The sequence below is a fragment of the Chryseobacterium sp. A301 genome, assembly GCF_054489425.1.
Window position 1 is genome coordinate 310,009 of the sequence record NZ_JBTMWY010000001.1, and the last position, 25,477, is coordinate 335,485.

Genomic DNA, 25,477 nt, shown 5'->3' on the forward strand with positions numbered 1-25,477 from the left:
TTTACTTAAATAGTTTTCCAATCAAATTCCCAATCTCACTATAATCTTCTAAATTGTTGTGGCTTCTCCGATTCGTGTACGATCGAAGTGTAGTCGGTTGATCAGATTCCGTCGAAGGGTAGAGTACCAGATAATTCGTCTTCGTGAAGTTCTCATGAAGGAAGTTTGGCACCTTGGCCATTTCCTTGATATAGGAAGCCTGTCCTCTTTTGCTCATCATTAGAATAAGTCCTTCGTCCGCCTTCATTTTTTCTGCTATTTTTGGCAGGTCATTCCAATTGGTGAAGATGATAAACTCGGATTCAATCGTTGCTTTTTTCTGAATCTTTTCTAGAAGTTTGATCGTACTCTCACTGGTATAGAAAACCATTTGTGCACCGGAATGTCGAGCCAAGTTCCATATTTTGAGCAATGATTTGAAAAAGCCTGGTTCCTTAGGTGCTTGGTCTGGAATCACGGTGTGATACGTATGAATGGTGGCGGTAGGCTGTGCACTATGGTACACCAGAACATTGGTCGTGGAATTGCTTAAATACCCGTTGTAAAGATTGTAAACGAAAGACGAACTAAATCCTTTCGCTTGGTCCACACCGATTAGTAGATCCGTAATCTTATGCTCTTTTATTTCATTGTTAATCCCATTGATTACATCCGAGTCGTGCCTCTTTAAAGTAGTAATTAGAATCTCAGCTCCGGCCGCAACGTTTGCCGCTGTATGCAACAGCTTGTCTGCATGCTTGTCCGAGGATTCATTCCTTCCTTCATTAATCACATTAAGTGCATAGAGATGGTCTTTGTTTGAGCTCGATTTTACGAGCAGAGCTAGGTTGGTCATTGGTTCAACCGTTTCTGGATAATTAAGAGCTAGTAGAATTCTCTCTTCGCCTGCATTTTCATCTGATATGTTTTTCTCGCTTTCCCGTTCAAAGATATTGGTGGCGCTTTTAAGCGATACAAAAGAGGAAATGGTACAAGAAATTAAGATCAGTAAAATACTTCCGTTCAGGATGCTTTCGTTCAAAAGTCGAATGGGTTCGCCAGAATCCGTTTCGCCTAAGATTACATTGTATCCTACCATTACTGCGGCCAGTGTTGCCGCAGCGGAAGCGGAGGAAAGTCCAAATACTAAATTGCCTTCATCGTCGGTCATCTTGAACGTTTTTTTCGTAGCCATTGCGGCCAAGTATTTTCCACCGATGGCAAGTATGGTCATAACCAGAGCGACTTTTATCGTTTCAAAGTCTTTAATAAAGGCTTGGAAATCGATAATCATACCCACAGAAATAAGGAAAAAGGGAATAAATAAAGCGTTTCCGACAAAGTCGATACGATTCATAAGGGTTGAGGTATGAGGAATTAGGCGGTTCAAGGCGAGTCCGGCCAAGAAAGCACCAATGATCGCTTCTACCCCGGCTAGTTCAGCGAACAGTCCCGCTAGATAGATCATCACCATGACGAAAATGAAATGGGAGACCTTGTCGTCTACTTTTTTGAAAAACCAACGGCCTATAATCGGGAATCCAATTATTACCACGGCTCCAAAAACCGCGATTGAGATTCCGAGTCGTATCCAAAAGGCGTTGTTTACTTCGCCTTGGGACATGCCTACAATGACCGCAAGCACTAAAAGGGCAAGCACGTCCGTAATCATCGTTCCTCCTACGGTAATGTTGACTGCTTTATTTTTTGTAATCCCTAATTTACTGACAATAGGATAGGATATTAGGGTATGAGAGGAGAATATACTCGCAAATAAGATGGAAGTAATCCAATCAAAACCTAGAAAATAATGGCCCGCAAACATTCCCAGAGTAAGAGGAATGACGAATGTGTATCCACCAAACCCCAGACTTTTCCATTTGTTTTTTTTGAATTCTGTGAGGTCGATTTCAAGACCGGCCATAAACATGATAAATAGAAGACCTGTGGTTCCTATGACCACAACGCTAGCGTCCCGGGGAAGCACCCCAAATCCATTGGGGCCTATGAGAGCTCCCGCAATAATCAGTCCTATTAAATGGGGCACCTTGATCTTATTTAAAAGAAGAGGCGCAGCCAATATAATGACAAGAATTACTAAAAACTTGAGTAGAGGATCCTCAATGGGAATACTGAAGTGTCCTGCACTTAAAATTGTGAGCATAAAAAATCAGCTTATCGTGAAAGTTCAATGGTGTATTTACTTTGGCATTTCCCGTCGATTTGAACGTTACGAGAACCCGAAAGTTTGTTTGCGGATAGATCCGGAAATACGATGCCTATGTTTAAGACCGTGGTCGCATCTGCAGGGCTGTTGTAGTAGAGTTTTAATTGGTTGTTTTCGATGGTCCCTTTGTAAACGCGAATAAAGCCCGATTTATTCAAGTTTTTAGCCGTTACAATCCCGGCGACGACCTCAAGTTGCCAATCGTCAATTCGCGTGTCTCCCACAACGTACTCAGGACAGCTACTTTCGGTACAAACAATCTTTCCTTTCCATTTTCCTGCAATGAGGTCTAATTTAGGGTGAATGTCAAGAGAATCCACGGAGCTCACAATAGAGTCCCGCATTTGGGAAAGCAGTTGGTAATCCGCTTGTTTTAACGCAAATGCGCTTTCTTTTTCCTGCAAAGCGGCCTCGCGCTTTTCAAGCTCGATTTTTTGTTGGTTAATATCCTGCGTACAGGAAACAAGTAGAAAAAGAAGGGCGGCGCTGAAGCCAAAAAGTCTTAACAATGTCATAAAGGAAGAATTTTGGTTTAAAAGGTACAAAAAAAAACTAAAATAATTTTTTGCAAAGCCAAAATTTGATTTTTAGGTCGCTAGACTTTTTTTCGAGATTAAAAGGGAGCTAGGGACTAAGACCCTAGAAATTGTCTATTAAGAATCGGATTTGGATAGTTGTGCAATTAGATCCACTCCGCCTTTAGTTTTGTCTCCAATTTTACAGAGTATTTCCGAGTCTAAAGGTAAAAACACATCCATTCTTGATCCGAATTTGATAAACCCAAATTCTTCTCCCGCTTTTGCCTCGTCACCAGGTTCACAATAGAAGACAATTCTTCGAGCGACATACCCTGCAATTTGACGAAATACAATCTGATGCTTTGCCGGAGTTTCCACCGCAACGGTGGTTCTTTCGTTTTCGGTCGATGATTTCTCATGCCATGCGACGAGGTATTTTCCCGGATGGTACTTTTTATAAATTACCTTTCCGGAAACAGGGTAGCGGCAAATATGCACATTAAGAGGGGACATGAAAATGGAGATTTGAATCGCTTTTTGATTCAAAAACTCCGATTCATCCACTTCTTTAATCATGACCACTTTGCCATCGACAGGAGCCACAATGGATAGTTCCTGCTCCGATAAAATACGATGAGGTACTCGGAAGAACCAAAACACCAGCCCATAGAGAATGAGAAGGGGAACGATAATAAGCAGGGACCACTGCTTTAGAAAATAAATCGTGAGTATCGCGACGATCACGAAAAGTAACGTGGCAACTAGAAGAGTGCCTTTAGATTCTTTATGCAGTTTCATAGTCGATTTTATAAAAGTTGATTGAGTAGGAAGTAAAGATACACAACGGGAGCACAAATAATAAAGCTATCGAGCCGATCGAGCACTCCGCCATGACCTGGAATAAGGAATCCACTATCCTTTACATTGAAATTTCGTTTTAATTGGCTTTCTACGAGATCCCCTAATGGGGCGAAGATAGAAACTAAAAGACCGACTATAATCCAGTTTCCTCTTAGTTGAGGCAAATTAGATTCAATGAAGTAGGCTAAAATCAAAGTAAGAAGGACTCCTCCTGCAAACCCTTCCCAGGTTTTCTTAGGAGAGATGGTGGGGGCCATTTTATGTTTGCCAAACAGTTTACCTGAAAAGTATGCAAAGGAATCGCTTGACCAAATCAGAACAAAAAGCCAAAACGCTTCCCATGTAAACTGATCGTTTTCGAATTGAACGAGACCTAAAGCAAACCCAAAGGGAAGAGCCGTATAGAGAACGGTAAAAACTAATTTTCCAGAATTGTTGCTAAGTTCTTTCTTGAAAAAGAACAGCGTAAGACAGGCGACAAGGATCAGAAAGAGCGCCATCCATTCAGAGGAATTCGCTTCATAAGAAAACCCCTGTTCAAAATATCGTTTTGCAAAGATGTAAAAGACGGCTAAGCTTAAGGGAAGGGCAAAGATTCGTTGCCACCCTTCTGTGATTTTGAGAATTCGAATGCATTCCCACACACTGGCCAATAGAAGAAAGGCAATAAGGCCAAAATACAAATGATGTTGACGAAGTTTAGGGGCGATGGGCTCTAGTAGACTCTGCCCAAGAGAAGTTGTGCAGAGTATGATAATTAAGCCGTACACTAGTCCTGAGATTAGCCTTTGAATTAAATTTTTATCCAATTTTGTTCTGATTAGAGAGTAAACATACCAGGGGTTTAATCTTCGAGTAAAAGTAAGAAAAGTTTTGTATTGTCTTTCCCTGTATGATCCAATTTCGAGTGCCCGCCACTAATGGAGGTAAGATTTTTAAGGGTGCCTCTTCTTTTTACCTTCATCATGGCATCCCCCAAATTGGTCACAATTTGCGAGACGTTCGCCATAATAATAATCTTTTCAGGAAGTCGAGAAGAATGGTAATGAAGAATGTTGTTGTGTGAGAGCATAATTCGACCGTCGTACGCGATGAGATACTCACAAGTGATAAAGGCCGCATCGTGGAACGATTCTAACGTTTTGTCATAAGGAATCTTAACGACATCCAAAAAATTCTTTAGGTCCTGATCGCAGCAAAAAACGGATCGTATATCCTCGAGCTTTAAAATCTGGTTGAGGACTTGCAAGGCCTCCGCTTCGTCTTGGCAATAATTAAAGTAGCCTCCCGAGTGCGTGAAAAGCTGGGCGAACTTGTAATCCAAATCCGCATGCTTTAACTGGTCTCCTAATTTTACCAGATCGTTCTCGTCATCAACTTCAGGCTGATTAAGAATTTTTCCTACAAATTTCCTAAATAAGCTCACGTATACAGTATGGATTTATCAATTATAGAATACAAAAATAGAAATTATATTTTATTGAATCGCATAAATAGCAAAATCCTGACCGAAAGTAAATTCTTAGGTCAGGATTTTGTATTTAATTAAGAGGGTAGCTCCGAGGAGGGAGCCTCTGGTTGCAGCGGCTCTGCTTCGCTAGGAGGGGTAGATATAGGCTCTACATCCTCTTTCTTATTTTCTTCTGCAACCTGCAGGGGTTGTTCCGTAAGTTCTGGATCCCAGGCTCTTTTGCCAAAAATCTCTTCTAAATCTTCTCGGAAAATAACCTCCTTCTCTAACAGCTTACTAGCGAGTGCATCTAGCTTGTCGCGGTTGTCAGTTAAGATCTGGAGTGCACGGGTGTACTGAAGTTCAATGATTTTAGAAATTTCTTCGTCAATGGTTTTTGCGGTATGTTCTGAGTAGGGTTTTCCAAGGGAATATTCACTCTGTCCTGAACTATCGTAATAAGAGATGTTTCCTACTCGATCGTTAAGACCATACACGGTTACCATGGCTTGTGCTTGCTTGGTTACTCTTTCTAGGTCGGAAAGGGCTCCGGTAGAAATGTTTCCGAACACAGTTTGCTCTGCAGCTCTACCTCCCAGGGTTGCACAAATCTCATCGTACATCTGCTCGGTTGTGGTAAGTGAACGTTCTTCAGGCAAGTACCATGCGGCGCCTAAAGATCGGCCTCTTGGTACAATAGTCACTTTAAGAAGAGGCGCCGCGTGCTCTACGAGCCATGAAATGGCAGCATGTCCTGCTTCGTGGAAGGCCACTCGCTTCTTTTCGGAAGGTTTAATGGCTTTGTTTTTCTTCTCTAATCCTCCAATAATACGGTCTACTGCATCGAGGAAGTCCTGTTTGGTTACCGTATCGTGGTTGTTTCTTGCTGCAATAAGCGCCGCTTCGTTACATACGTTTGCAATGTCTGCACCGCTAAACCCAGGGGTTTGTTTTGCTAAGAAATCACGATCTACGTTGGGATCCAGTTTGATTTTCGCCAAATGCACATCAAAGATTTGTCTTCTTTCGTGAAGTTCGGGAAGGTCTACATAGATGGAACGGTCAAAACGTCCCGCTCTCATAAGTGCTTTGTCTAGAATGTCCGCACGGTTGGTTGCCGCCATCACGATCACGTTGGTGTCGGTTCCAAAACCATCCATCTCCGTAAGGAGTTGGTTCAAGGTGTTTTCCCTTTCATCGTTTCCTCCCGTAATGTTTCCTTTTCCTCTCGCACGTCCAATCGCATCAATTTCATCAATGAAGATAATGGCGGGTGATTTTACTTTTGCTTGAGCAAACAGGTCTCGAACTCTAGAGGCTCCTACTCCTACAAACATCTCAACAAAATCAGAACCTGACAGGGAGAAAAAGGGAACTTTTGCTTCGCCAGCTACGGCTTTTGCAAGAAGGGTTTTCCCAGTTCCCGGAGGACCTACTAAAAGGACTCCTTTCGGGATTTTCCCACCTAATCTTGTGTATTTATCTGAATTTTTTAAGAAATCTACAACTTCTTGAACTTCTTCTTTTGCTCCTTCTAGTCCAGCTACGTCTTTAAAGGTAACTTGTACTTTGTCTTTTTCGTCGAAAAGCTTGGCTTTCGATTTGCCAATTGAGAAGATCTGTCCGCCAGGTCCTCCGCCTCCGCCACCCATTCTTCTAAAGAGGAAGAAGTAGAACAAACCAAGTACGGCAACCCAAATTAGGATCGTTACAAATAAGTCCGAAATCGGGTTTTTAGCGGTCGTGTAATCCATTGTGGTAGCAATGGCAGGGTTGGTCTTTTTAAGGTCTCGATACGTTTCTAATAGAATTGTTTTGTCCCCGTATGCAAAAGTATAGTCGGGTCCCGTTTGAGGACTTAGCATTTCAAAAGGGCTCGGAGTCTGCTCTTTGCCGTTTTTTGCCAGTTCTGCCTTGGCATCTTTGGTTAAAAAGACATCGGCTTTGCTGATGTCCGTGTAGACTAAGACATCTTTTACCTTGCCTTGTTCCACGAGCTCATAAAATCGCTCTTCGTCTAGTTTCGATCCTTCGCTAGAGCTAAACATGGGCTGTAAAAAGAGAAACAGCACCACTGCTATGGCGATCGGAAAAAACCAGTTAAATCCTTTATTTTTCATTTTTAATGGTCTTCTTGGTAGGAAACGAATTCCTTTTAATAATTAATCTTCGATGCTTGTAATCTTGGCATCCCCCCATAGTTCTTCTATTTCATAGTATTCGCGGGTTTGTCTTTGGAATACATGCACGACAACAGAGACATAGTCCATAAGCACCCACAGTGCATTGTCGGTTCCTTCCACGTGCCATGGACGTTCGCCCAGCTCGTTTCGAACTTTCTTTTCTACATTGCCAGAAATGGCGTTCACTTGGGTGTTGGAATTCGCACTACAGAGAATGAAGGTTTCTGCGACAGAGTTTTCGATGCCAGTAAGGTCAAAAATTTTGATATCCTCACCTTTGGTATCTTGAATCGCCTCGACGATTTTGTCTATAAGTTGTTGCTTTTGTGTATTTTTACTCATTCAAAAATTGGTCTAATCTGCAAATTTATTGTTTTTTGTTTACTTTCTGCGCTCCAAGGAGGGTTTTAATCTCATAAAGTTTCATAAATGTTTCCTCTCTACTACTTGACTTCCTGCCTTTCTACGAATGATGCCATCATAAACTTCCTTTCGGAACCTACACGATCGCTCGCTGTTTACACCTTTAATCAAACCAAGGGGCGCGGTCAGTACGGCAATTCGTGGGAAACTCAGGAGAATCAAAACCTGGCATTTTCTCTCGCACTTCCCGAGCAGATGCTCGCACTTAGTGAGAATTTGCTCAATTATCATACCGCGGAAACCTTTCGGCAGTTTCTTGCCAAATTGACCCAATCGGATACTTTGATCAAATGGCCAAACGACTTAATTCTACACAAGAAGAAAGTGGGAGGGATGCTCATTGAAAAACGACGGATTGGTAAAGTGGGATATTATATACTCGGTGTCGGAATCAATGTTCGCCAAAGAGATTTTACAGCTTTACCCTCGGCAGGCTCCTTATGGACGCAATCTGGGCAGGAGTTCGACTTGCATGAGACCGCGCAATTGCTAAATGAGTACCTTTTTCAGAACTTACAAAAATGGCCGAGTAGCGAGGCTATTCTAGAATCTTACAATGCTCATTTGTTCAAAAAAGACGAGGTTAGTGTTTTTGAAATTCAAGGCTTGCGCCAAAATGGCATAATCAAAGAGGCAGACCTCGAGGGAGGGCTCCTGGTGGATTTAGAAAAGGACGAAATGAGGCGGTTTTACCACAAAGAAATCAAAATGCTTTATTGATTCGCTCTTCTAAAATAGAGGATAAGGGCCATCGGTCCAAACAGTAAATTCGGAAGCCACATGGCTACCACAGGAGGAAGCACATTGTTTTGAGAAACGACCTTCAGGGCTTCAAAGGAGAATACAAAAGCAAATGCAAGGGAGATTCCAATAGCCAGATTGACACCAAGACCTCCTCTTTTCTTTTGCGAGGCGAGAGAAAGAGCAAGAATCGTCAGAATGATAATGGAAACGGGCATGGAAGTTCTTAGGTAGAGTTCGTTTAGAAAGTAATTTAAATTTTTGTTTCCTTTGTTTTTCTCCTGCTCAATTAGTTTTAAAAGTTTGGGTGTAGTTTTGGTTTGTCCTAAGTATTCGTCCGGAAACAACTCTTCCGGCGGATAGCCGAAATTCAGGTCTTTCAAATCCCCGTTCGATATTTTTTCTGTCTGTTTTGGGCCGCTTTTCCTCTCCAAATAACTCGTGATCGTGAATTTGTTCTTTTTGGCATCCCAAAAGATCTCGTTCGCAGAAATTTCTTCAATCAATTTGCGGTTTTTATCAAATTTTTGATACAAAAAGCTAGACCCTCGTTTTTCTTTCCGGTTGTAATTGTGAATAAAGATAAAGGTGGTAGGGGAGAGCTGAGTCGCTATTTCCACGTTGCCTAGGATTTTCTCTTTAGAAGTGTCCCCCATGGTATAAACTTCCAATTTGTTTTTTTGAATGTTTGCCCAAGGCAAAACAAAATGGTTTGTTGCTAAGGAAAAAATGGCAATCACCCCCGAGGCAATAAAATAAGGACGAGCAAACCGGTGGAAACTTGCGCCACTGCTTATGATAGCTACAATTTCGGTGTTGTTGGCCAGTCGAGAGGTGAAGTAAATTACGGAGATGAACACGAGAATGGACATGAACGTAATGACCAAATAGATCATCCAAAACGGATAGAAATTAAGCAGGAAATATCCTACCGTAAATCCATTTCCTTCAATTCTTGGAGATTTAGATTGCACATCGATTACCACTACAATTAAGGAGAGTAGCAAAAGCATGAACCCGAGCGTCCCTAAGTACTTTTTGATGATATATTTGTCTAGTATGGTCATAAATAAACTAGAGTCTTTGTTTTAAATTAGGAAGTATGGAATCTTTCCAGGAATAGAAGTCCCCTTTCACGATGTGTTCTCTTGCCACACGAACGAGATCAAGATAGAATGCGAGGTTGTGAATTGAAGCAATCTGTTTGCCTAAATATTCTTTCGAAACAAAAAGATGCCTTACGTAGGCTTTGGAGTATTCCTTATCGACGAAGCTAGTTCCAAAAGAATCGAGGGGTGAAAAATCGTCCTTCCATTTTTGGTTTTTCATGTTCATCACACCGTTCCATGTAAAAAGCATCGCGTTTCGAGCATTCCGAGTCGGCATCACGCAGTCCATCATGTCAATTCCAAGACCGATGGCCTCAAGAATGTTCCATGGCGTACCTACGCCCATTAGGTAGCGGGGTTTCTCTATAGGAAGAATGTCCGTCACTTCGTTTGTGATACGGTACATTTCCTCCTCAGGTTCTCCCACAGAGAGTCCTCCTATGGCATTTCCTTCAGCTCCCTGCTCTGAAATGAATTCGGCTGAAGCTTTCCTTAGGTCTGAGTAGGTGGATCCCTGCACAATTGGGAAAAGTCGCTGTTTGTGGTCGTAAATTTCTTTGTTTTGATCCACCCATTGAATGCATTGCTTTAACCAACGGTGGGTCATTTCCATAGACTCCTTTGCTTGGTTATACTCACAAGGATACGGAGTGCACTCATCAAAGGCCATAAAGATGTCTCCTCCAATTTGTCGCTGGATCTCCATTGATTTTTCAGGGGATATGAAATGAAGGCTTCCGTCAATATGCGATTTAAATTGCACGCCTTCTTCCGACATCTTTCTACTTTTGGACAAAGAAAAAACTTGATATCCTCCAGAATCGGTAAGAATAGGACCTTGCCAATTCATAAACTGATGCAGACCTCCTGCTTTTTGCATGATGTCCATCGTAGGACGAAGATATAAATGGTAGGTATTGCCCAGTATGATCTGCGCTTTAATGTCGTCTTTAAGTTCTCTTTGGTGCACCGTCTTCACGGAGGCCACTGTGCCTACAGGCATGAATATTGGCGTTTGGATTTCGCCATGGTCTGTGGAAAGAAGGCCCGCTCGAGCTTTGCTTTCTGATTTTTTCTCAATTTGAAAAAAAGGTTTTCCCATAATTTATCTTGCAAAAATAGGCACTGAGCCTACTTCTTTTAATTTTTTCTCAATATAGCTTTTCGCTTTGGGGTCTTTTTCCGCTACGATTTGCTGTGCTTGCACAAGGATTTTTTCAAGTACCCTAGGGGAAGCAATATAATAATTATAACTTTCTTGAAACTCTGTGGCGCTTACTTTTTGGGAAGCAAGCACATAGCGCGAGGTGGTTTCTAAATCCCCTCCTTTGCTTTGGTAATTTACTTGTTCGCTGACCGCAAACTCGGCAATAATCGTAGCCATCTGATCCGGTTCAATCAGATTCTTTGGCTTATCGACGGCGCCCGATTTTTGACACGAAGTGGCAAAGAGTACTATAAAAAGGAGTCCTAGTTTTTTCATAACCTTCCCAGAATTGATTTCCAACGCAAATTAAGAATCCCGAAAATAGCCTCTCCAATAATCCCTCCGTTCATTTTGCTTTCCCCGAGCAGACGATTGGTAAATATAATAGGGACTTCTTTGATTTTAAGACCTTTTTTAAAAACACGGTATTTCATTTCCACTTGAAAACCGTAGCCTTTTAATTTAATACGGTCTAAATCAATTTCACGAAGTGTGCTTTCTTTAAAGCATACAAACCCTGCTGTTGTATCGTGAACAGGAATTCCCAGAACGATTTGTACGTATTTAGAGGCGAAATAAGAAAGAAGAACTCGTCCCATCGGCCAATTCACTACGTTTACTCCTTGAGAATACCTACTGCCCACACTCATGTCCGCATTTTTACATCCTTCCCATAGGGGAATGAGGTCGTTTGGATTGTGCGAAAAATCAGCGTCCATTTCAAAGATATAGGAATACTTCCTTTCTAAAGCCCATCTAAATCCGTGGATGTAGGCTTTTCCAAGTCCGTCTTTTACTTTTCGAACGGTTAAATGGAGAGTAAGAGGAAATTCCTTTTGCAAGGATTCCACAATTTGAGCGGTTCCATCAGGAGAGGAATCGTCTACCACTAAAACGTCAAACTTCTCTTCCAAAGCAAAGACGGCGCGAACGATGGATTCGATGTTTTCCTTCTCATTGTAAGTCGGAATAATGACTAGTTTTTCCATATTAATTTGCAAAGATAATGTATTTTTCAAATGCGTTTTTTCGGATTTAAAAATAGTCTTACTTTTGCAAAAACAATGTGGGCTTGGTAAGAATTATAGAAAACAGGGACTGGGTAGTCGGGGTTCTTTTAGCCTCTGTACTTGTGATGATTGTCGTATTGCAGTATTTGCAACGCGAACGCGGTCTCAAGGGATTTTTTACTGCGGCGTACAGTGATTCTGGAAATATATTTCCCACTTGGATTCTAATCTCAGTTGTGTACGTCTTCTTGTTATCTACTTTGTTTTGCTCTTACGTTCCCATGGTACCTCTCGAAATCGAGCGGCTCTCTATTTTTGGTTTTTCTTTGAATCGATTTGGCTATACACTTCTTGTTTTTAGTTTGTTTTATTTCTTGCGGTTTTTTCTCACCTTCTTTTTTTACAGCAGCGTAGGTCAAGATCGCAAATGGGGGCGTTTGTACTTTGTGACTTCCAAATTTTATATGGCTCTTTGTTTTTTACTGATTGGAGCGGTGGTCTTGAACTATTACTTTCTTATCGAGCGACTGGAGTTTCTCCAAGTGACACTTTTGGTGGCGGTTGGACTGTTTTTATTTAAAATTTTATTCTACGCCTTCAACCCAAACTACATTCTTCCAAAAGAGTGGTATTATAAAATTTTGTATATTTGCACGCTGCAATTTATACCCATACTTGCCCTATGGAAGTTGCTTTTTTTATAAACGAAATTAATGATGAAAGTAAAGTCTATATTGGTGTCTCAACCAGAACCAAACGAATCTTCTCCTTATTTGGAAATCGCCAAAAAAGAGAAGATTAAAATCGACTTCAAACCCTTTATTTTAGTGGAAGGTGTGGATGCAAAAGAGCTCCGGACACAAAAAATTGATTTGAGTCAGTATACAGGGATTGTGTTTACGAGCAAGAATGCAATTGATCATTATTTTAGATTGGCAGAAGAAATGCGTTTTTCAGTACCGGATACCATGCGCTATATTTGTCAAAGTGAAGCGGTAGCCAATTACTTGCAAAAGCACATTGTCTATAGAAAACGAAAAATCAGTTTTGGGGAAAAACTCTTTTCGGATCTAGCTCCACTGTTCAAAAAATACCCAAACGAGAAATATCTCCTTCCGTCTTCTGATGTCTTGAACGCAGACGTACCTAGCACCTTGGACAAGGCTGGAGTGGAATGGACTAGAGCGATTATGTACCGTACTGTTTATGCGGATCTATCACAGACTCCAGTAAACGACTATGATATGCTCGTGTTTTTCTCCCCACAAGGAATTCGTTCTTTGTTTGAAAACTATAAAGATTTTAAGCAAAATAGCACACACATTGCAGTGTTTGGAACTACTACGCAACAGACGGCTGAAGAATTAGGCCTCGTGGTCAATTTAATGGCACCTACGAAGGAAACCCCGTCCATGACCATGGCCATCGAAAAATACATTCGTAACGGGAAGTAGAGTTCATAAAACTCAAAATTAAAATAAGCCGTCTTTTCCCTTTGGATAAGATGGTTTTTTGTTACTTTTAGACCATAAATAAGATGATGCAGGCACCTAGGGCCCAAAGAATAGAAAAAAAATTAAAGAAGCATGGCGATTTACGAATCGATGCCTATTATTGGATGAACGATCGGGAATCTAAAGAGGTGAAGGCCTATTTAGAGCAGGAGAATGCTTATTGTGACGAGGTGATGTCCTCGACACAGGACCTCCAAAATGAGCTTTATGAGGAGATGAAGAGTCGGTACAAAAAGGACGATGAATCGGTCCCCTATTTTTTCAATGGCTATTGGTACATCGTTCATTACTTTGAGGGAAAAGAGCATCCCGTTTTCGTTCGCAGGAAAGGATCTCTTGACGCGCAGAGTGAAACAATCGTGGATGTGAACTCTCTTGCTCTCGGCTATGAGTTCTTTGAGATAGGAAGCGTAGCAGTAAGTCCTGACAATGAGTTAGTAAGCTATGCTTGGGATGCGGCAGGAGATCGTAGTTATTCCATTTCAATTAAGAACTTACGTACGGGAGAAGTCCTTAAGGATGAGCTTTTGAGCACCACGGGAAAACTCGTGTGGGCCGAAGACAATACCCACGTTTTTTATGTGAAACTAGACGAACAGCTCCGCGCAAGTCGAGTGTATCGACATCAGGTGGGTACCGATCCCTCTGAGGATGAACTGGTTTTCATGGAAGAGGACGAAGCTTTTGATGTGCATGTGCAAAAATCCAAATCCCAAGAGTATATTTTATTAGGTATTTCAAGCACCCTTTCGGATGAGTGTTGGTTTTTAAGATCCGATGAGCCTCTTGGAAACTGGAGCTTAATTCAGCCGCGTGAAGACGGATTAGAATACTGCGTCGAACCTTATAAACAGGAGTGGATCCTTTTAACCAATGAAGGAGGGGCTACCAACTTTAAGTTAATGAAAACAAGTGTTTTAACTCCCACTAAAGAACATTGGCAAGAGTTGCTTCCTTACGATTCTAACGCACTGTTGGAAGGGTTTGAAGTGTTTGAAAACTACCTCGTGGTAGAAGAACGGCGAAAAGGGCTTCTTTTCATCCGAATTGTAGATCGAAAAGCAAATGAGTCTCATTATCTTCCTTTCCAGGATCCTACCTACAGTGCTTATATAGGTCTTAATTTAGATTTTGAGACCGACCAGCTTCAATACGGGTACAGTTCTCTTACACATCCGAACCGGGTCTGCAACTACGATATGTCCCTTCGAGAGAGTACAGTGCTGAAGGAGCAGCAAATTATGGATCCTACGTTTAAGATTGAAAATTATACGTCTAGTCGACTTTGGGTGAAGGCGCGAGACGGAAAAGAAATTCCTGTTTCGTTGGTGTACCGTAAGGATACAGAGCTTAGTACAGAAACTCCCTTGCTTTTGTATGCCTACGGTAGTTATGGGAGTACGGTAGATGCGCACTTTTCAAGCGTAAGACTTTCCCTATTAGACCGAGGATTTGTCTATGCCATTGCTCATGTACGTGGAGGAGAATATCTAGGAAGGGAATGGTATTTGGACGGAATGATGCTCAAAAAGAAGAACACCTTCTACGATTTTATAGACGTAAGCAAGGAATTGATTGCACGTGAAATGACCTCTTCACGTCATTTGTACGCGATGGGCGGCAGCGCGGGAGGTCTTTTGATGGGAGTCGTGATGAATTTAGAACCGACTCTTTATCATGGAATTGTTGCTCAAGTGCCGTTTGTCGATGTTGTGACGACGATGCTAGACTCATCCATACCCCTAACCACAGGGGAATATGACGAGTGGGGGAATCCAAACAAAAAGGAGTATTATGAGTATATGAAATCCTATTCTCCCTACGACAATGTTGAGAATCTTCCCTATCCCAACCTTTTGGTGACCACGGGTTTTAACGATTCCCAAGTGCAATACTGGGAACCGGCTAAATGGGTTGCGAAGCTAAGAGTACACACTCAGTCTGAAAATCTAATTCTGCTAAAGACAGATATGGATTCTGGACATGGGGGCGCAGCAGGACGCTTTGAATCCTTAAAAGAAGAAGCTTTAGAATTTGCTTTTTTATTAAAATTAGAACAAGCCACATGAAAGAAAATGAATTATGGAGCGAAGTAGAACGCTTCTTTGTCACGAATTTTGATACCGAACCTCACGTAGCCATCGAAACGGTCCTGTTTTTAATTGGAGTTCAAGAACTGGGAAGTGGCAAACAAAAGTACACGAAAGAGGACAAACTGAATTTGATTCACATCGCAGTATGTCGACTTCTTCAGCCTTATGGGTTTTACGAGTTCTCGCATTACGACGATGCGGGGTATCCTCATTTTAATGCCAAAGAAGAGATGCCTCAACTCAAGCCAAACGAGCAGACGATTTTGATGAAAAAGGCAGTCGTTCAATATTTTATAGATGAAAATCTCTTTTCTCAGGAGGTTCTCGATTCTCTATCTAAGGCGTAATTGAAATAATTGTGTTAAAAACCAATGTTTTAAGAGTGTTTGCTTAATTTTATGGCCTATTTTTTGTATTTATATTGTTAAATGGTTTAATTTTAACAATTGAAACTTAAAAAGAGCTCATGAATCAACGGTTTATTCCTATCATCTCCATCTTGATGTCAATTTCAGTGGTGGTTTTTGTGACGCTTCAAATCAAATGGTTGAAAGAGTACTACGGTGCGTTAGATCAGGATTTCTCGAACAAAGTAGAAGCCTCCCTTGTTAGTTCCGTGAGAGAACTTAATGATTTGGAGGTGGATAAATATTTGAACGAGACGTTTAAGAACTTCGGAAATACCGTCGTTGCCAACAGTAAACAACCTAGCTCCACAATCATTCAACAAACGGAGGACTCTGCGACCAAAAGAACCATCACGTATCAACAGAATATTATAGAACGGGAAAATTTACCGATTGCCAATACGGGCGATAGTTTAAACCGTATCAAGATGTGGACTGACGAGGTTCTCGTCAAGCAAACCAAAGATTCTTCGCATGCCGAGCCTTTAACAGCTGCGCTGAATAGTTCCATTAATTCAGGAGAATACAATCTAAAAGAATTTTATCGTATTGTTGGGAATAACCGTCCTATCGAAAAAAGGGTAGAACCAAAGGCGATTGATTCGCTCGTTCGAAAATCTTTAAAAAACCACGGAATCGAAATCGATTTCGGCTACGGAATTTTTGACAAGAGCGGAAATGTGACCAGCATCGCTAATGTAAACTACGAAACGCAAACGCAGAATGCAAAGTACGAAGAAGTGCTTTTTCGCGATGCGGATGACCAACCCTTATATACACTTTCCCTTGTGTTTCCTAGGCAGAACTTCTCGCTCGTGAAAAACAATCTTCCTATGCTTTTAGGTACTTTTTTGTCCCTTCTGACCATCCTAGGAATCTATATAACCTCCATCAATTATATGATGCAGCAAAAGAAGATTGCGGACATTAAAACGGATTTCATTAACAACATGTCGCACGAGTTCAAAACTCCACTTGCGACTATTTCCGTGGCCACAGACTCGCTGGCAAATGATAAAATCGCAAGTGTTCCCGAGAAAGTAAAGTACTATTCGCAGCTTATAAAGCAGGAGAATTTGCGCATGAAAAAGCAGGTGGAGAACGTTCTAAATATGTCTAAATTAGAACGTAACGAAGTTCAATTGTTCCTCAAGGAAACCAATGTAAGAAGTCTAATCCAGAAGATCACTCAATCGTTTGAACTTATTGTGCATGAAAGAGGAGGAGCGCTTATTCAAGAATTTGAAGCCACCGATTTTACTTTTAAAATTGATGAGTTTCACCTTTCCAATATGCTCGTGAATTTACTTGACAATGCAAATAAGTATTCTCCTGAAGCCCCCAAAATCTGGGTTCGAACCCGAAACGAAGGCTCCTTTTATGTCATAGAAATCCAAGACAAAGGAATGGGCATGGAAACGGTGAATAGAGTAAAAATCTTTGAGAAGTTCTTCCGCGAAGAAACGGGAAACATTCATAATGTCAAAGGGCAAGGACTAGGGCTTTCGTATGTAAAGAAAATTGTAGAGCTTCACAAAGGAAGTATTCACGTGGAATCCACGATCGGAAAAGGATCTAGCTTTACGGTAAAGCTGCCCATGGTTTAATAGAAAATCAATTTATAATCAAACAATCACAAAATAGTAAGAATATGAGCAATAGAATTTTATTAGTAGAAGACGACCAAAGTTTTGGTGCCGTACTAAAGGATTACCTGACGATTAATAGCTTCGAAGTTACGCTCGCTACGGACGGAGAGCAGGGGTTAAAAGAGTTCACGGAGAATGAATTTGACATTTGCATATTTGATGTCATGATGCCAAAGAAAGATGGATTTAGCTTAGCGGAAGACGTCAAGAAAATTGATAAGTCTACGCCCATTATTTTTCTGACCGCAAGAAATTTAAGAGAAGATATTTTAAAAGGATACCAAATCGGCGCAGACGATTACATCACAAAGCCTTTCGATACCGAACTGCTTCTTTACAAGATTAAAGCGATCTTACAACGTTCTTCTACCATTGAGAATGAAGAACAGGAACAGTTTAAAATTAGCAATACGTACTTCGACTCAATGCTAAGACAATTGAAAGTAGGAGATTTAGAATATAAGTTGTCCCCTAAGGAAAATGACTTATTGAAGCTTTTGTGTATTCATAGAAATGACTTTATGCCGAGAGACTTGGCGCTTCGAAAAATCTGGAAAAAGGAAAACTATTTCACAGCCCGAAGTATGGACGTCTACATTGCAAAACTGAGAAAGTTACTGCGCGATGATGAAGGCTTAGAGATCATTAACGTACACGGAGAAGGGTTCCGTTTGCTTGTGAAAAATTAAATTTTGAATAAATATTTGAATTCTGCCTTTTTAGAGGCGGAATTTTTTTTGTGCGTCAAACAACACAACCATCTAGGATTACAGACCAACTTGATGAGTTTCCATGTGCACAAGAACTTGCACGATCATTGCCCAATTTAGAAAATGACATTTCGAAATTGCTAAATAGTACTTTTGGTAATAATGATCGGTATCACATTAGCTTTAATGCGAAAAGTGGATTAGGTGAAATCGATGGATATGAAATATCAAGTGGCAGTTATGAGTTTGATACATTTAAGTCTACAATTTATCTTAATGACGAAATGTTGAATAATGCAACAAAAGAGTATATCCTAATCACTATGTTTCACGAAGCAATTCATTCTTTCTTGCGATATGAAATGTTCAAGTTGGGACAAGAAATGTTTAGCAGTAAATATCCCATGTTTATTGTTTATAGTGAAAAATTACCAAATGGTATTCCTGTGTTTAAGTACTACTATGATCATGATCATAGTAATTTTGGCTTATTTATTCACGATTTAAAGAAAGTATTGTCTAGTTTTATAGTAGTTTGCCATTAAATGTCATTGAGGCGTTAGTAAAAAGAGGTATTGCACCAGAGAGCGATCAGCAAAAGCAAATTAATGAAAATGAGCGAAATACATTAATGAATAATTATCAAGGAACTAAATGTTAGATATGAAAAAGACTCTCATTATTTTAATTGGCATTTTGCCTTTGTTGATTTTTGGACAGCGATATGTTTTATTAAGCGAGTTGCAGTCAAATTTCAAGGTTAATTCTTTTAATTTGGATACTAAGGATATCTATGATATAGATGAACAAATCAGGGTGCATAATGTTTATGTGAGCCCAAACACTATTCTGTTATTCTCAGAGCTACCTGATCTCGAACCGACAAAGAGTAAGAATGTCCTCGAGTTAAAGGATATTAAGGGAGAAATCCTGTCAGGAAAGGATATTTTGAAACTAGTCACTGATTTTTACGCACAAGAAAGTGTAGAAACCCCATTTCCGAAAACTTTTGAAATCATTTTAGTGCGAGAGGAAAGTGGCAAGTACATCCCTAGTAAAACGCTCACAGAATTATTTCATGTCAAGAGGCTGCCCGCTCCTATGGTAGCCAGTCCTGGTGTAATAAATATATTGGAAGATCCAATTTCGATTGCTAACATGAAGAAGGTGGTTACGGAAGATGATTCTGGAGCCGTTTTTTTATTAGATGTTCGAGCGAACGCTCAACTAAAAAGTTTGCCTCAGGCGTTTTCCAACAAATATTATTTATCGAAGAAATATGAGATAGCGGGTAAAGAGGCTTATCAATTTTGGACTTTGGACGGATGGTATGTTACCGATGGTTATGACCTTCATCGTGGAATTGATCGGTTTGTTTACATTGAAAACCTTGGAATTGTTGGTGGATCTTTCGACTTTTACTTTAAACAGAAACCAACTCGCTCATCTCCTTCCTATTTTACGGTCTCCAAAGAAATTCTGTGGGACAATATCATTAACGAGAAAGTGATGGTAGCCAAGGAATTATAACCCATGAGTAGGATTTCAGGTTTTTCGGTGAATTAGTTCTTCGAAGTGTAGAAAATTATACCAAACTATTCTTATCCGCGTAATTCAATTTAAAAAAGATAGCCGTCATAATGGAAAAGGCGAGTAGTGAACTGCCTCCATAACTAAAGTAAGGAAGCGGAATCCCCACAGTGGGAAAGAGTCCCATCACCATTCCAATATTGATTGCGTAATGAATTAGTAGGATGGAAGCAAAGCTATATCCAAAGATTCGGTTAAAGTGGTTTTTCTGTCTCTCTGAGAGGTAGTAAATTCTAGCAATGTAGATGGCGTATGCGATGAGCAAAAGAGCACTTCCGAAGAATCCCCATTCTTCTCCAACCGTACAAAAGATATAATCGGTTTCTTGTTCCGGTACAAATTTACCTTGCGTAACGGAGCCTTGCTTGTACCCTTTTCCCCAAAATCCGCCAGACCCAATGGCTGTTTTTGAATAGAGTAAGTTGTATCCTGAAGTATCGCGAAACGCTCTTTCCCCTTTGTAGAGTACTTCAATTCTTTCCCGTTGGTGCTTCGGCAATTTTTCTAAAACGCTCGGTGTGGCGAAGGCCAAAGCGGAAAGTACAGCAAGAGAGCCACCAATGTTCGCGAAGGTGTAAACGTTCCACCGAATTTTACCATAGTATCGCAAGATTAAAATAGCGGTTAAAAGCAAAAGACCTAAAACCACATAGAGAGGGTTTACAGCGATAGAAACTAAAAAAACAACAGCTAGAATACCCACCACACCAAAGAGCCAACCGCTTAGTCCTTCTCGATAAAGCGCGATGAAAAAGGCGCCAAAGACGAGAAGAGAACCTACGTCCGGGATTGCCAATACAACAATGGCAGGAATGGCGACAATCGCAATGGCGGTTCGAAGGCTTTTGCCGTACTTGATATTGAAATTGGGTCCAGAAACGTAATGAGCAAGCATCAGGGCGGTGCCTATCTTTGAAAATTCGACGGGCTGCATGGTAAAGCTTCCGAATCTATACCAGTTCTTCTGTCCTAGAATCTCAGTTCCAAAAGGGAAAAGCCCTACAAGTAAAACAAGTCCAAGCAGGTAAAAAACACTTGACATATTTTCGAAGAACTTGGTTCGGGTAATGAAAATCAAGATCCCCACAAAAAGGGAAATGCAAAAGAAAAGGAATTGCTTTTTACCTAATGCGGGATCCACACTGTAGATATTCGCAATGGCAAAGGAGCTGATTAAAAGATACAGCGTAATTCCGAGTTTGTCTAATCCTTGAGTCCACTTCATAACCTACTTTTTAGAAGTTTTGCGTTCGTTGAATCGTGTGAGTAGGGAATCTCGACGGTAGAGTAGTTTCTCACGCTGCGCTTTGTTTTTGATAAAACGAAGACTGTCTTGAATCTGAACAATTTGCAAAGAGTCTTTGCTTGGTTCTTTGTAGAGACCTTTGCGCTTTTGCTCTTCAACCCATTGTCTACGGTATTCTCCCATAAAGCTCGCGTTAATCATGCGGTCGTAGAGGTATTCTCTTTTAATGGTACCTGTCAAAAATTTTTCTGCAATGATCGTACTGGCGGGACCTGCCCAGGTGGAGCCGAAGCCAGCATGTTCAATTAGGGCGATCACCACAATTTGCGGCTTTTCTTTGGGCGCAATTAACACGTATACGGAATTGTCTTTCCCTTGCGGTACTTGGGCCGTTCCCGTTTTCGCAAGCTGCGTAAATTCATTTGACTTTAATCCTCGTCCGGTACCGGCTAAAACCACCTGTTCCATTCCTTTTAAAATCGGATCGTAATGTTTGGGATCCACTAGGGTCTTATGTTTTACCTTAAATCGGGGATCCGGATTTGGTTTGCCGTCAATGGACTTGACGATATGGGGCGTGTAATAGAATCCTTTGTTAGCAATGGCTGCAATTCCATTGGCCAATTGAAGGGGCGTAAGCATGACATCGCCCTGTCCCATTCCATTAAAGATGGCTCCTGTGGAAAGTGGACTCCAAACTTTCGTTTTTGCTCGTTTTTCGTAAAATTCACCGCTAGGAATTTGTCCCTTGGCTCCTGTGGCTAAATCGTTGTTAAGGTATTGGCCAAAGCCAAAGCTTTCCATTATTTTCTTCCATTCGTTTACGCCTTTTGAAGGGTTGCCAGGGTATTTGTTGACAATGGCGAGATAAGCATATGAAAAATAGCAGTTGCTGGAGACCTGAATGGAGGGGATTAAGGGGTCGGCTCCTCCATGACCTCGAATCCGAAGACCTTTGTAGTTGAATCCTCCTCCGCATGGGAAAATAGTATTTTCATCCATAACTCCCATTTGCATGGCAGCGAGTGCGGTAAACATTTTGAAAGTAGAGCCGGGCATATGGGCAGACTGGGTGGAGCGGTCAAACATGGGCTTGTTAAACGTGTCGTTTAGTAGCGCATTAATCTGTTTGGATTTGCCAGGTCCGGTGAAAGAATTCGGATCGATATCCGGCCCCGTTGCGAGGGCTAAAATCTCTCCATTGTTTGGATCTAAGGCCACAATGGCCCCTCTTTTATTGACCATCATTTCTTCTGCAATTCGTTGCAGGTCGTAATCGATGGTGAGAGTTAAGTCTTTTCCAGTCACGACATCGACATCAAGATCTCCGTCTTTGTAGGGACCGATGTTTCGAAGTCGAATGTCTTTTTGAATATAGTGGATTCCTTTGGTTCCTCTGAGTACCTTTTCATACGATTTTTCAACCCCTGATTTTCCGATATTGTCTCCCGGTAAATAATAAAGTGAGTCTTTCTTAATGTCATTGTCATTAACCTCGTTGGTGTATCCTAATAAGTTTCCGGAAGTACCCACTTCATACTGTCTCTGTGGCCTTTCTATGATGCTAAAGGCTGGGTATTTAAAAATGATTTCTTGAATTCTAGCAATTTCGTCCCGACTAATGTTTTTCTTAAAGGTGATGGGAGTCATTCGAGAATAGTAGCGTTCTTTTTTGACCGAATCAAGAATCGAAATAAATCGAGGTTTGCTGATCTTCATTAACTGGCAGAACCCAAGAGTGTCAAAATCAGGTTTTAAAAGCGCTTGAGTGAAAGAGATTTCGTAAGAAGGTTGATTGCCCACGAGTATTTTCCCATTGCGATCAAATATAACCCCTCTTTGAGGAATAATGTATTCCTTTTTAATGGAAGTATTGGCGGCATTTAGGGCGTACCGATCGGTAAAAAGTTGTAAGTACGCAAGCCTCGCTATAAAGACAATAACGAGAAAAAGGAGAAAAAGAGAAATTTTTAAATACTGGGACCTCACACTTTTTGTTTGATTCTAAAAGCCAAAGCGTATATCAATATAAAGACAAACGAAATGCAGCTGCTTGCTAAAATGTTTAATAAAATTTCTATCGTTCGAGAGAATTTAAAGAATTCAATGGTTTGAACGGTAAACTGATGAACAAAGATACTTGAAAAAATAAAGAAGAGGAATTGACTCCATTGCAAGGTTTGAAAAGAGAAGAAATCTGTGGAGGTATCTGTGGAGGTTCGAAAGATGATCGTCCTAAAATACGCGATCAGCGTGGTGGCGAAGGCATTAATTCCCCAAGTTCCTAAAAAGGCGTCAATGCAAAGCCCTAAGATAAAACTTGAAACAAGAAAAAGGTACTTGTTTCGAAAGAAAGGATAAAACATGACGAAGACCGGATATAGGACAGGGGTATATTTTCCGGCCAGAGTAATTCGGTTTAGCACAAAGATTTGAAGTGCGACGAGCACGACAATGGAAAGAATGTCGGTGAAAATACTTCTACTAATCATCTCTTGACATTTGTACTTTTAGGGTATCCTGAATTTTTGCAACTTCTACTTTCTTTAGATTCTCAACGATATAGATCTTATTCAAATTCCCCATGGTTTCGCTGAGCTCCACGGCGATGTCCCAAAATCCCGTCTTGCGGTCTACTTGGTAACCGGCCACGGTGCCAATCATTACCCCTTGAGGGAAGATGGCGGATTTTCCGTCGGTTACTACGGTGTCTCCCACGAGCAAAGGAACGTATTTTGGAACGTCTTGCAAATGCATAATTCTAGAATCTTCACCTCTCCAGGTGAGGGTTCCAAAATATTGTGAGTTTTTCAACGCTGCATTAATTTTGATCTTGTTTGTGCTTAAAACAGACTGAACCAAAGCGTAGTGATCTGTCGTATTCACGACTATGCCTGCAATCCCTTTGGGAGCAATGACTCCCATTTTAGGTTTAACCCCATGAAGTTTGCCTCGGTTGATTGTGAAATAGTTATCCTGTCGATTGATGCTATTGTATACGATATCCCCATCCACAATGGTGTAAGCTTGGGCAATTCCGGTCGTATCTCGGATCGTTTTAAGAATCGCAGGGTCCGCATTCTGGTTCCCATAAAGCTCTTGGAGTAGGGACTTGTTCTGCGCGACAAGGCGATCGTTAATTTGCTTTAGTTTCAAATAGGAAGTCCCTTCGTCGACAAATCCAGAGACCGTCGAATTGAATGCAGTGGTTTGTCCGGCAATCCAACTTTGTTGCATAGAATTGCGGGTAAACACTAGGACAAGTGCGATTACTTGCAAGACCAGAAAAAAGAAGAACAGTGCATTCTTCGAAATTAATCTTAACAAAAATCCCATCCCCAAAAAGTCAAATTAGTATGATTAGCGAATCAAAAAGTTGAATTTATCCATGTTTTTAAGTGCAATCCCAGTTCCTCTTACTACGGCTCTTAAAGGATCTTCTGCTACGAAAACAGGCAGGCCTGTTTTGCGGTGCAAACGGTCGGCAAGGCCTCTTAAGAGAGCTCCTCCTCCTGCTAAATAAATACCTGTTTTGTAAATATCGGCTGCAAGTTCTGGTGGTGTTAAGGAAAGCGTTTCCATCACAGCATCTTCAATACGAACAATAGATTTGTCAAGCGCTCTTGCAATTTCTTTGTACCCTACCATGATTTCTTTCGGTTTCCCCGTAATAAGGTCACGCCCTTGAACTGGAATGTCATCGATGTCTACATCAAGTTCTTCCACGGCAGACCCTACCTCGATTTTCACACGTTCAGCCGTTCTTTCACCAATGTAAAGATTATGGTGTGTTCTAAGATAGTAAGCAATGTCACTGGTAAAAACATCTCCGGCAATTTTTACGGATTTATCACAAACAATCCCTCCTAAGGCGACTACTGCGATTTCCGTAGTTCCTCCCCCTATGTCGATAATCATGTTTCCTTCCGGCTTTTGAACATCAATTCCTACACCGATGGCCGCAGCCATGGGTTCATAAATTAAGCGAACTTCTTTTGCGTTTACTTTTTGTGCGGAATCTCTTACGGCTCTTTTTTCTACTTCTGTAATTCCTGAAGGAATACAAATTACAATTTTTAGGGCAGGTTGTATGAGCTTGCCTTTGATGGCAGGAATTTTTTTAATGAATTCTTTTATCATGTGCTCAGAGGCATGGAAGTCTGCAATAACTCCGTCCTTTAGTGGACGAATCGTGCGGATGTCCTCGTGCGTTTTCCCCTGCATGTGTTTCGCCTGTTCCCCTACGGCAATTGGCTTCCCGGATTGACGCTCGATAGCGACAATCGAAGGTTGGTCCACAACAATTTTGTTGTTATGGATAATCAGTGTGTTAGCTGTTCCTAAATCAATTGCGATTTCTTGTGTGAACATATCAAATAAACCCATCTTCTTCGATAAAAATATTAAGGATACAAAGATATAAATTTAGACCCATTATAAGAATCGATACAATCAATATTTGGTTAAAGTTTTATTAAAGTTTACTCAGGGCAAAGAGTTACTAGCAATATCCAGGAATTGGAATTTCGGAGTGACTTTCGTCATGGGTTTATTAATTAA

Annotated in this window: 25 protein-coding genes; 9 read left to right on the forward strand and 16 right to left on the reverse strand. The window is 40.9% G+C overall.

The annotated features are described in order from the left end of the window. Position 1: 1 nt before the first annotated feature. From ACX3PU_RS01455 to rsfS, 7 genes are all read right to left on the reverse strand, one after another. A complete protein-coding gene (locus ACX3PU_RS01455; protein WP_459083086.1) occupies positions 2-2,143 on the reverse strand; it encodes a cation:proton antiporter in 2,142 nt (713 codons plus the stop codon). A gap of 11 nt (positions 2,144-2,154) precedes the next feature. Next, positions 2,155-2,721, reverse strand: coding sequence for a hypothetical protein (locus tag ACX3PU_RS01460; RefSeq protein WP_459083088.1), 567 nt, complete (start codon positions 2,719-2,721; stop codon positions 2,155-2,157). A gap of 138 nt (positions 2,722-2,859) precedes the next feature. Further along, entirely contained in the window at positions 2,860-3,522 is a 663-nt protein-coding gene (locus ACX3PU_RS01465) for a phosphatidylserine decarboxylase family protein (protein WP_459083090.1), read from the reverse strand. Positions 3,523-3,530: 8 nt separating this feature from the next. Further along, a complete protein-coding gene (locus tag ACX3PU_RS01470) occupies positions 3,531-4,394 on the reverse strand; it encodes a phosphatidate cytidylyltransferase (protein ID WP_459083092.1) in 864 nt (287 codons plus the stop codon). Positions 4,395-4,429: 35 nt separating this feature from the next. After that, the gene (locus tag ACX3PU_RS01475; RefSeq protein ID WP_459083094.1) at positions 4,430-5,011 is read right to left on the reverse strand and encodes an LUD domain-containing protein; all 582 of its coding nucleotides are present in this window, start codon (positions 5,009-5,011) and stop codon (positions 4,430-4,432) included. Between the two features lie 119 nt (positions 5,012-5,130). After that, positions 5,131-7,155: an ATP-dependent zinc metalloprotease FtsH gene (ftsH, locus tag ACX3PU_RS01480; RefSeq protein WP_459083096.1), complete on the reverse strand. Its 2,025-nt coding sequence runs from the start codon at positions 7,153-7,155 to the stop codon at positions 5,131-5,133. A gap of 42 nt (positions 7,156-7,197) precedes the next feature. Continuing rightward, positions 7,198-7,560 carry a ribosome silencing factor gene (rsfS, locus tag ACX3PU_RS01485; RefSeq protein WP_459083098.1) on the reverse strand — a complete coding sequence of 121 codons (363 nt, stop codon included), beginning with the start codon at positions 7,558-7,560 and terminating at the stop codon, positions 7,198-7,200. Between the two features lie 87 nt (positions 7,561-7,647). Here rsfS and ACX3PU_RS01490 point away from each other — a divergent pair, with 87 nt between their 5' ends. Continuing rightward, entirely contained in the window at positions 7,648-8,361 is a 714-nt protein-coding gene (locus ACX3PU_RS01490; RefSeq protein WP_459083100.1) for a biotin--[acetyl-CoA-carboxylase] ligase, read from the forward strand. Here the strand turns inward: ACX3PU_RS01490 and ACX3PU_RS01495 are convergent. From ACX3PU_RS01495 to ACX3PU_RS01510, 4 genes are read right to left on the reverse strand one after another with little or no spacing between them, the layout of a single operon-like run. Beyond that, positions 8,355-9,449 (reverse strand): LptF/LptG family permease, encoded by a 1,095-nt coding sequence (locus ACX3PU_RS01495; protein WP_459083102.1) that lies wholly within the window; start codon positions 9,447-9,449, stop codon positions 8,355-8,357. The two genes, ACX3PU_RS01490 and ACX3PU_RS01495, sit on opposite strands and share 7 nt — an antisense overlap. Before the next feature lie 7 nt (positions 9,450-9,456). Continuing rightward, entirely contained in the window at positions 9,457-10,593 is a 1,137-nt protein-coding gene (gene tgt / locus ACX3PU_RS01500; RefSeq protein ID WP_459083104.1) for a tRNA guanosine(34) transglycosylase Tgt, read from the reverse strand. 3 nt (positions 10,594-10,596) lie between these two features. Further along, complete coding sequence (locus ACX3PU_RS01505) at positions 10,597-10,974, reverse strand: DUF4296 domain-containing protein (RefSeq protein ID WP_459083106.1); 378 nt, start codon at positions 10,972-10,974, stop codon at positions 10,597-10,599. Then, the gene (locus ACX3PU_RS01510) at positions 10,971-11,687 is read right to left on the reverse strand and encodes a polyprenol monophosphomannose synthase (protein WP_459083108.1); all 717 of its coding nucleotides are present in this window, start codon (positions 11,685-11,687) and stop codon (positions 10,971-10,973) included. The genes ACX3PU_RS01505 and ACX3PU_RS01510 overlap by 4 nt, the downstream gene beginning before the upstream one ends. Before the next feature lie 83 nt (positions 11,688-11,770). On the opposite strand from ACX3PU_RS01510, the gene ACX3PU_RS01515 reads away from it, so the two are divergent. From ACX3PU_RS01515 to ACX3PU_RS01550, 8 genes are all read left to right on the forward strand, one after another. Continuing rightward, positions 11,771-12,412, forward strand: coding sequence for a DUF4271 domain-containing protein (locus ACX3PU_RS01515; RefSeq protein WP_459083110.1), 642 nt, complete (start codon positions 11,771-11,773; stop codon positions 12,410-12,412). A 12-nt stretch (positions 12,413-12,424) separates the two neighbouring features. Continuing rightward, the gene (locus ACX3PU_RS01520) at positions 12,425-13,162 is read left to right on the forward strand and encodes a uroporphyrinogen-III synthase (RefSeq protein ID WP_459083485.1); all 738 of its coding nucleotides are present in this window, start codon (positions 12,425-12,427) and stop codon (positions 13,160-13,162) included. Positions 13,163-13,248: 86 nt separating this feature from the next. Continuing rightward, a complete protein-coding gene (locus tag ACX3PU_RS01525; RefSeq protein ID WP_459083486.1) occupies positions 13,249-15,291 on the forward strand; it encodes a S9 family peptidase in 2,043 nt (680 codons plus the stop codon). Then, entirely contained in the window at positions 15,288-15,662 is a 375-nt protein-coding gene (locus ACX3PU_RS01530) for a hypothetical protein (protein ID WP_459083112.1), read from the forward strand. The genes ACX3PU_RS01525 and ACX3PU_RS01530 overlap by 4 nt, the downstream gene beginning before the upstream one ends. Before the next feature lie 119 nt (positions 15,663-15,781). Then, entirely contained in the window at positions 15,782-17,329 is a 1,548-nt protein-coding gene (locus ACX3PU_RS01535) for a sensor histidine kinase (RefSeq protein ID WP_459083114.1), read from the forward strand. A gap of 44 nt (positions 17,330-17,373) precedes the next feature. Further along, the gene (locus tag ACX3PU_RS01540) at positions 17,374-18,060 is read left to right on the forward strand and encodes a response regulator transcription factor (protein ID WP_459083116.1); all 687 of its coding nucleotides are present in this window, start codon (positions 17,374-17,376) and stop codon (positions 18,058-18,060) included. Positions 18,061-18,110: 50 nt separating this feature from the next. After that, the gene (locus ACX3PU_RS01545; protein ID WP_459083118.1) at positions 18,111-18,626 is read left to right on the forward strand and encodes a hypothetical protein; all 516 of its coding nucleotides are present in this window, start codon (positions 18,111-18,113) and stop codon (positions 18,624-18,626) included. A 118-nt stretch (positions 18,627-18,744) separates the two neighbouring features. Further along, on the forward strand, positions 18,745-19,611 hold the full coding sequence (locus ACX3PU_RS01550) for a hypothetical protein (RefSeq protein WP_459083120.1): 867 nt from the start codon (positions 18,745-18,747) through the stop codon (positions 19,609-19,611). Positions 19,612-19,666: 55 nt separating this feature from the next. Here ACX3PU_RS01550 and rodA read toward each other — a convergent pair whose 3' ends face one another. From rodA to ACX3PU_RS01575, 5 genes are read right to left on the reverse strand one after another with little or no spacing between them, the layout of a single operon-like run. Then, positions 19,667-20,896: a rod shape-determining protein RodA gene (rodA, locus tag ACX3PU_RS01555; RefSeq protein WP_459083122.1), complete on the reverse strand. Its 1,230-nt coding sequence runs from the start codon at positions 20,894-20,896 to the stop codon at positions 19,667-19,669. A gap of 3 nt (positions 20,897-20,899) precedes the next feature. After that, a complete protein-coding gene (locus ACX3PU_RS01560) occupies positions 20,900-22,906 on the reverse strand; it encodes a peptidoglycan D,D-transpeptidase FtsI family protein (RefSeq protein ID WP_459083124.1) in 2,007 nt (668 codons plus the stop codon). Beyond that, entirely contained in the window at positions 22,903-23,409 is a 507-nt protein-coding gene (gene mreD, locus ACX3PU_RS01565; RefSeq protein ID WP_459083126.1) for a rod shape-determining protein MreD, read from the reverse strand. Before mreD ends, ACX3PU_RS01560 begins: the two co-directional genes overlap by 4 nt. Beyond that, the gene (mreC, locus tag ACX3PU_RS01570) at positions 23,402-24,253 is read right to left on the reverse strand and encodes a rod shape-determining protein MreC (RefSeq protein ID WP_459083128.1); all 852 of its coding nucleotides are present in this window, start codon (positions 24,251-24,253) and stop codon (positions 23,402-23,404) included. The genes mreD and mreC overlap by 8 nt, the downstream gene beginning before the upstream one ends. Before the next feature lie 24 nt (positions 24,254-24,277). Beyond that, the gene (locus ACX3PU_RS01575) at positions 24,278-25,303 is read right to left on the reverse strand and encodes a rod shape-determining protein (protein ID WP_459083130.1); all 1,026 of its coding nucleotides are present in this window, start codon (positions 25,301-25,303) and stop codon (positions 24,278-24,280) included. Positions 25,304-25,477: the final 174 nt, after the last annotated feature.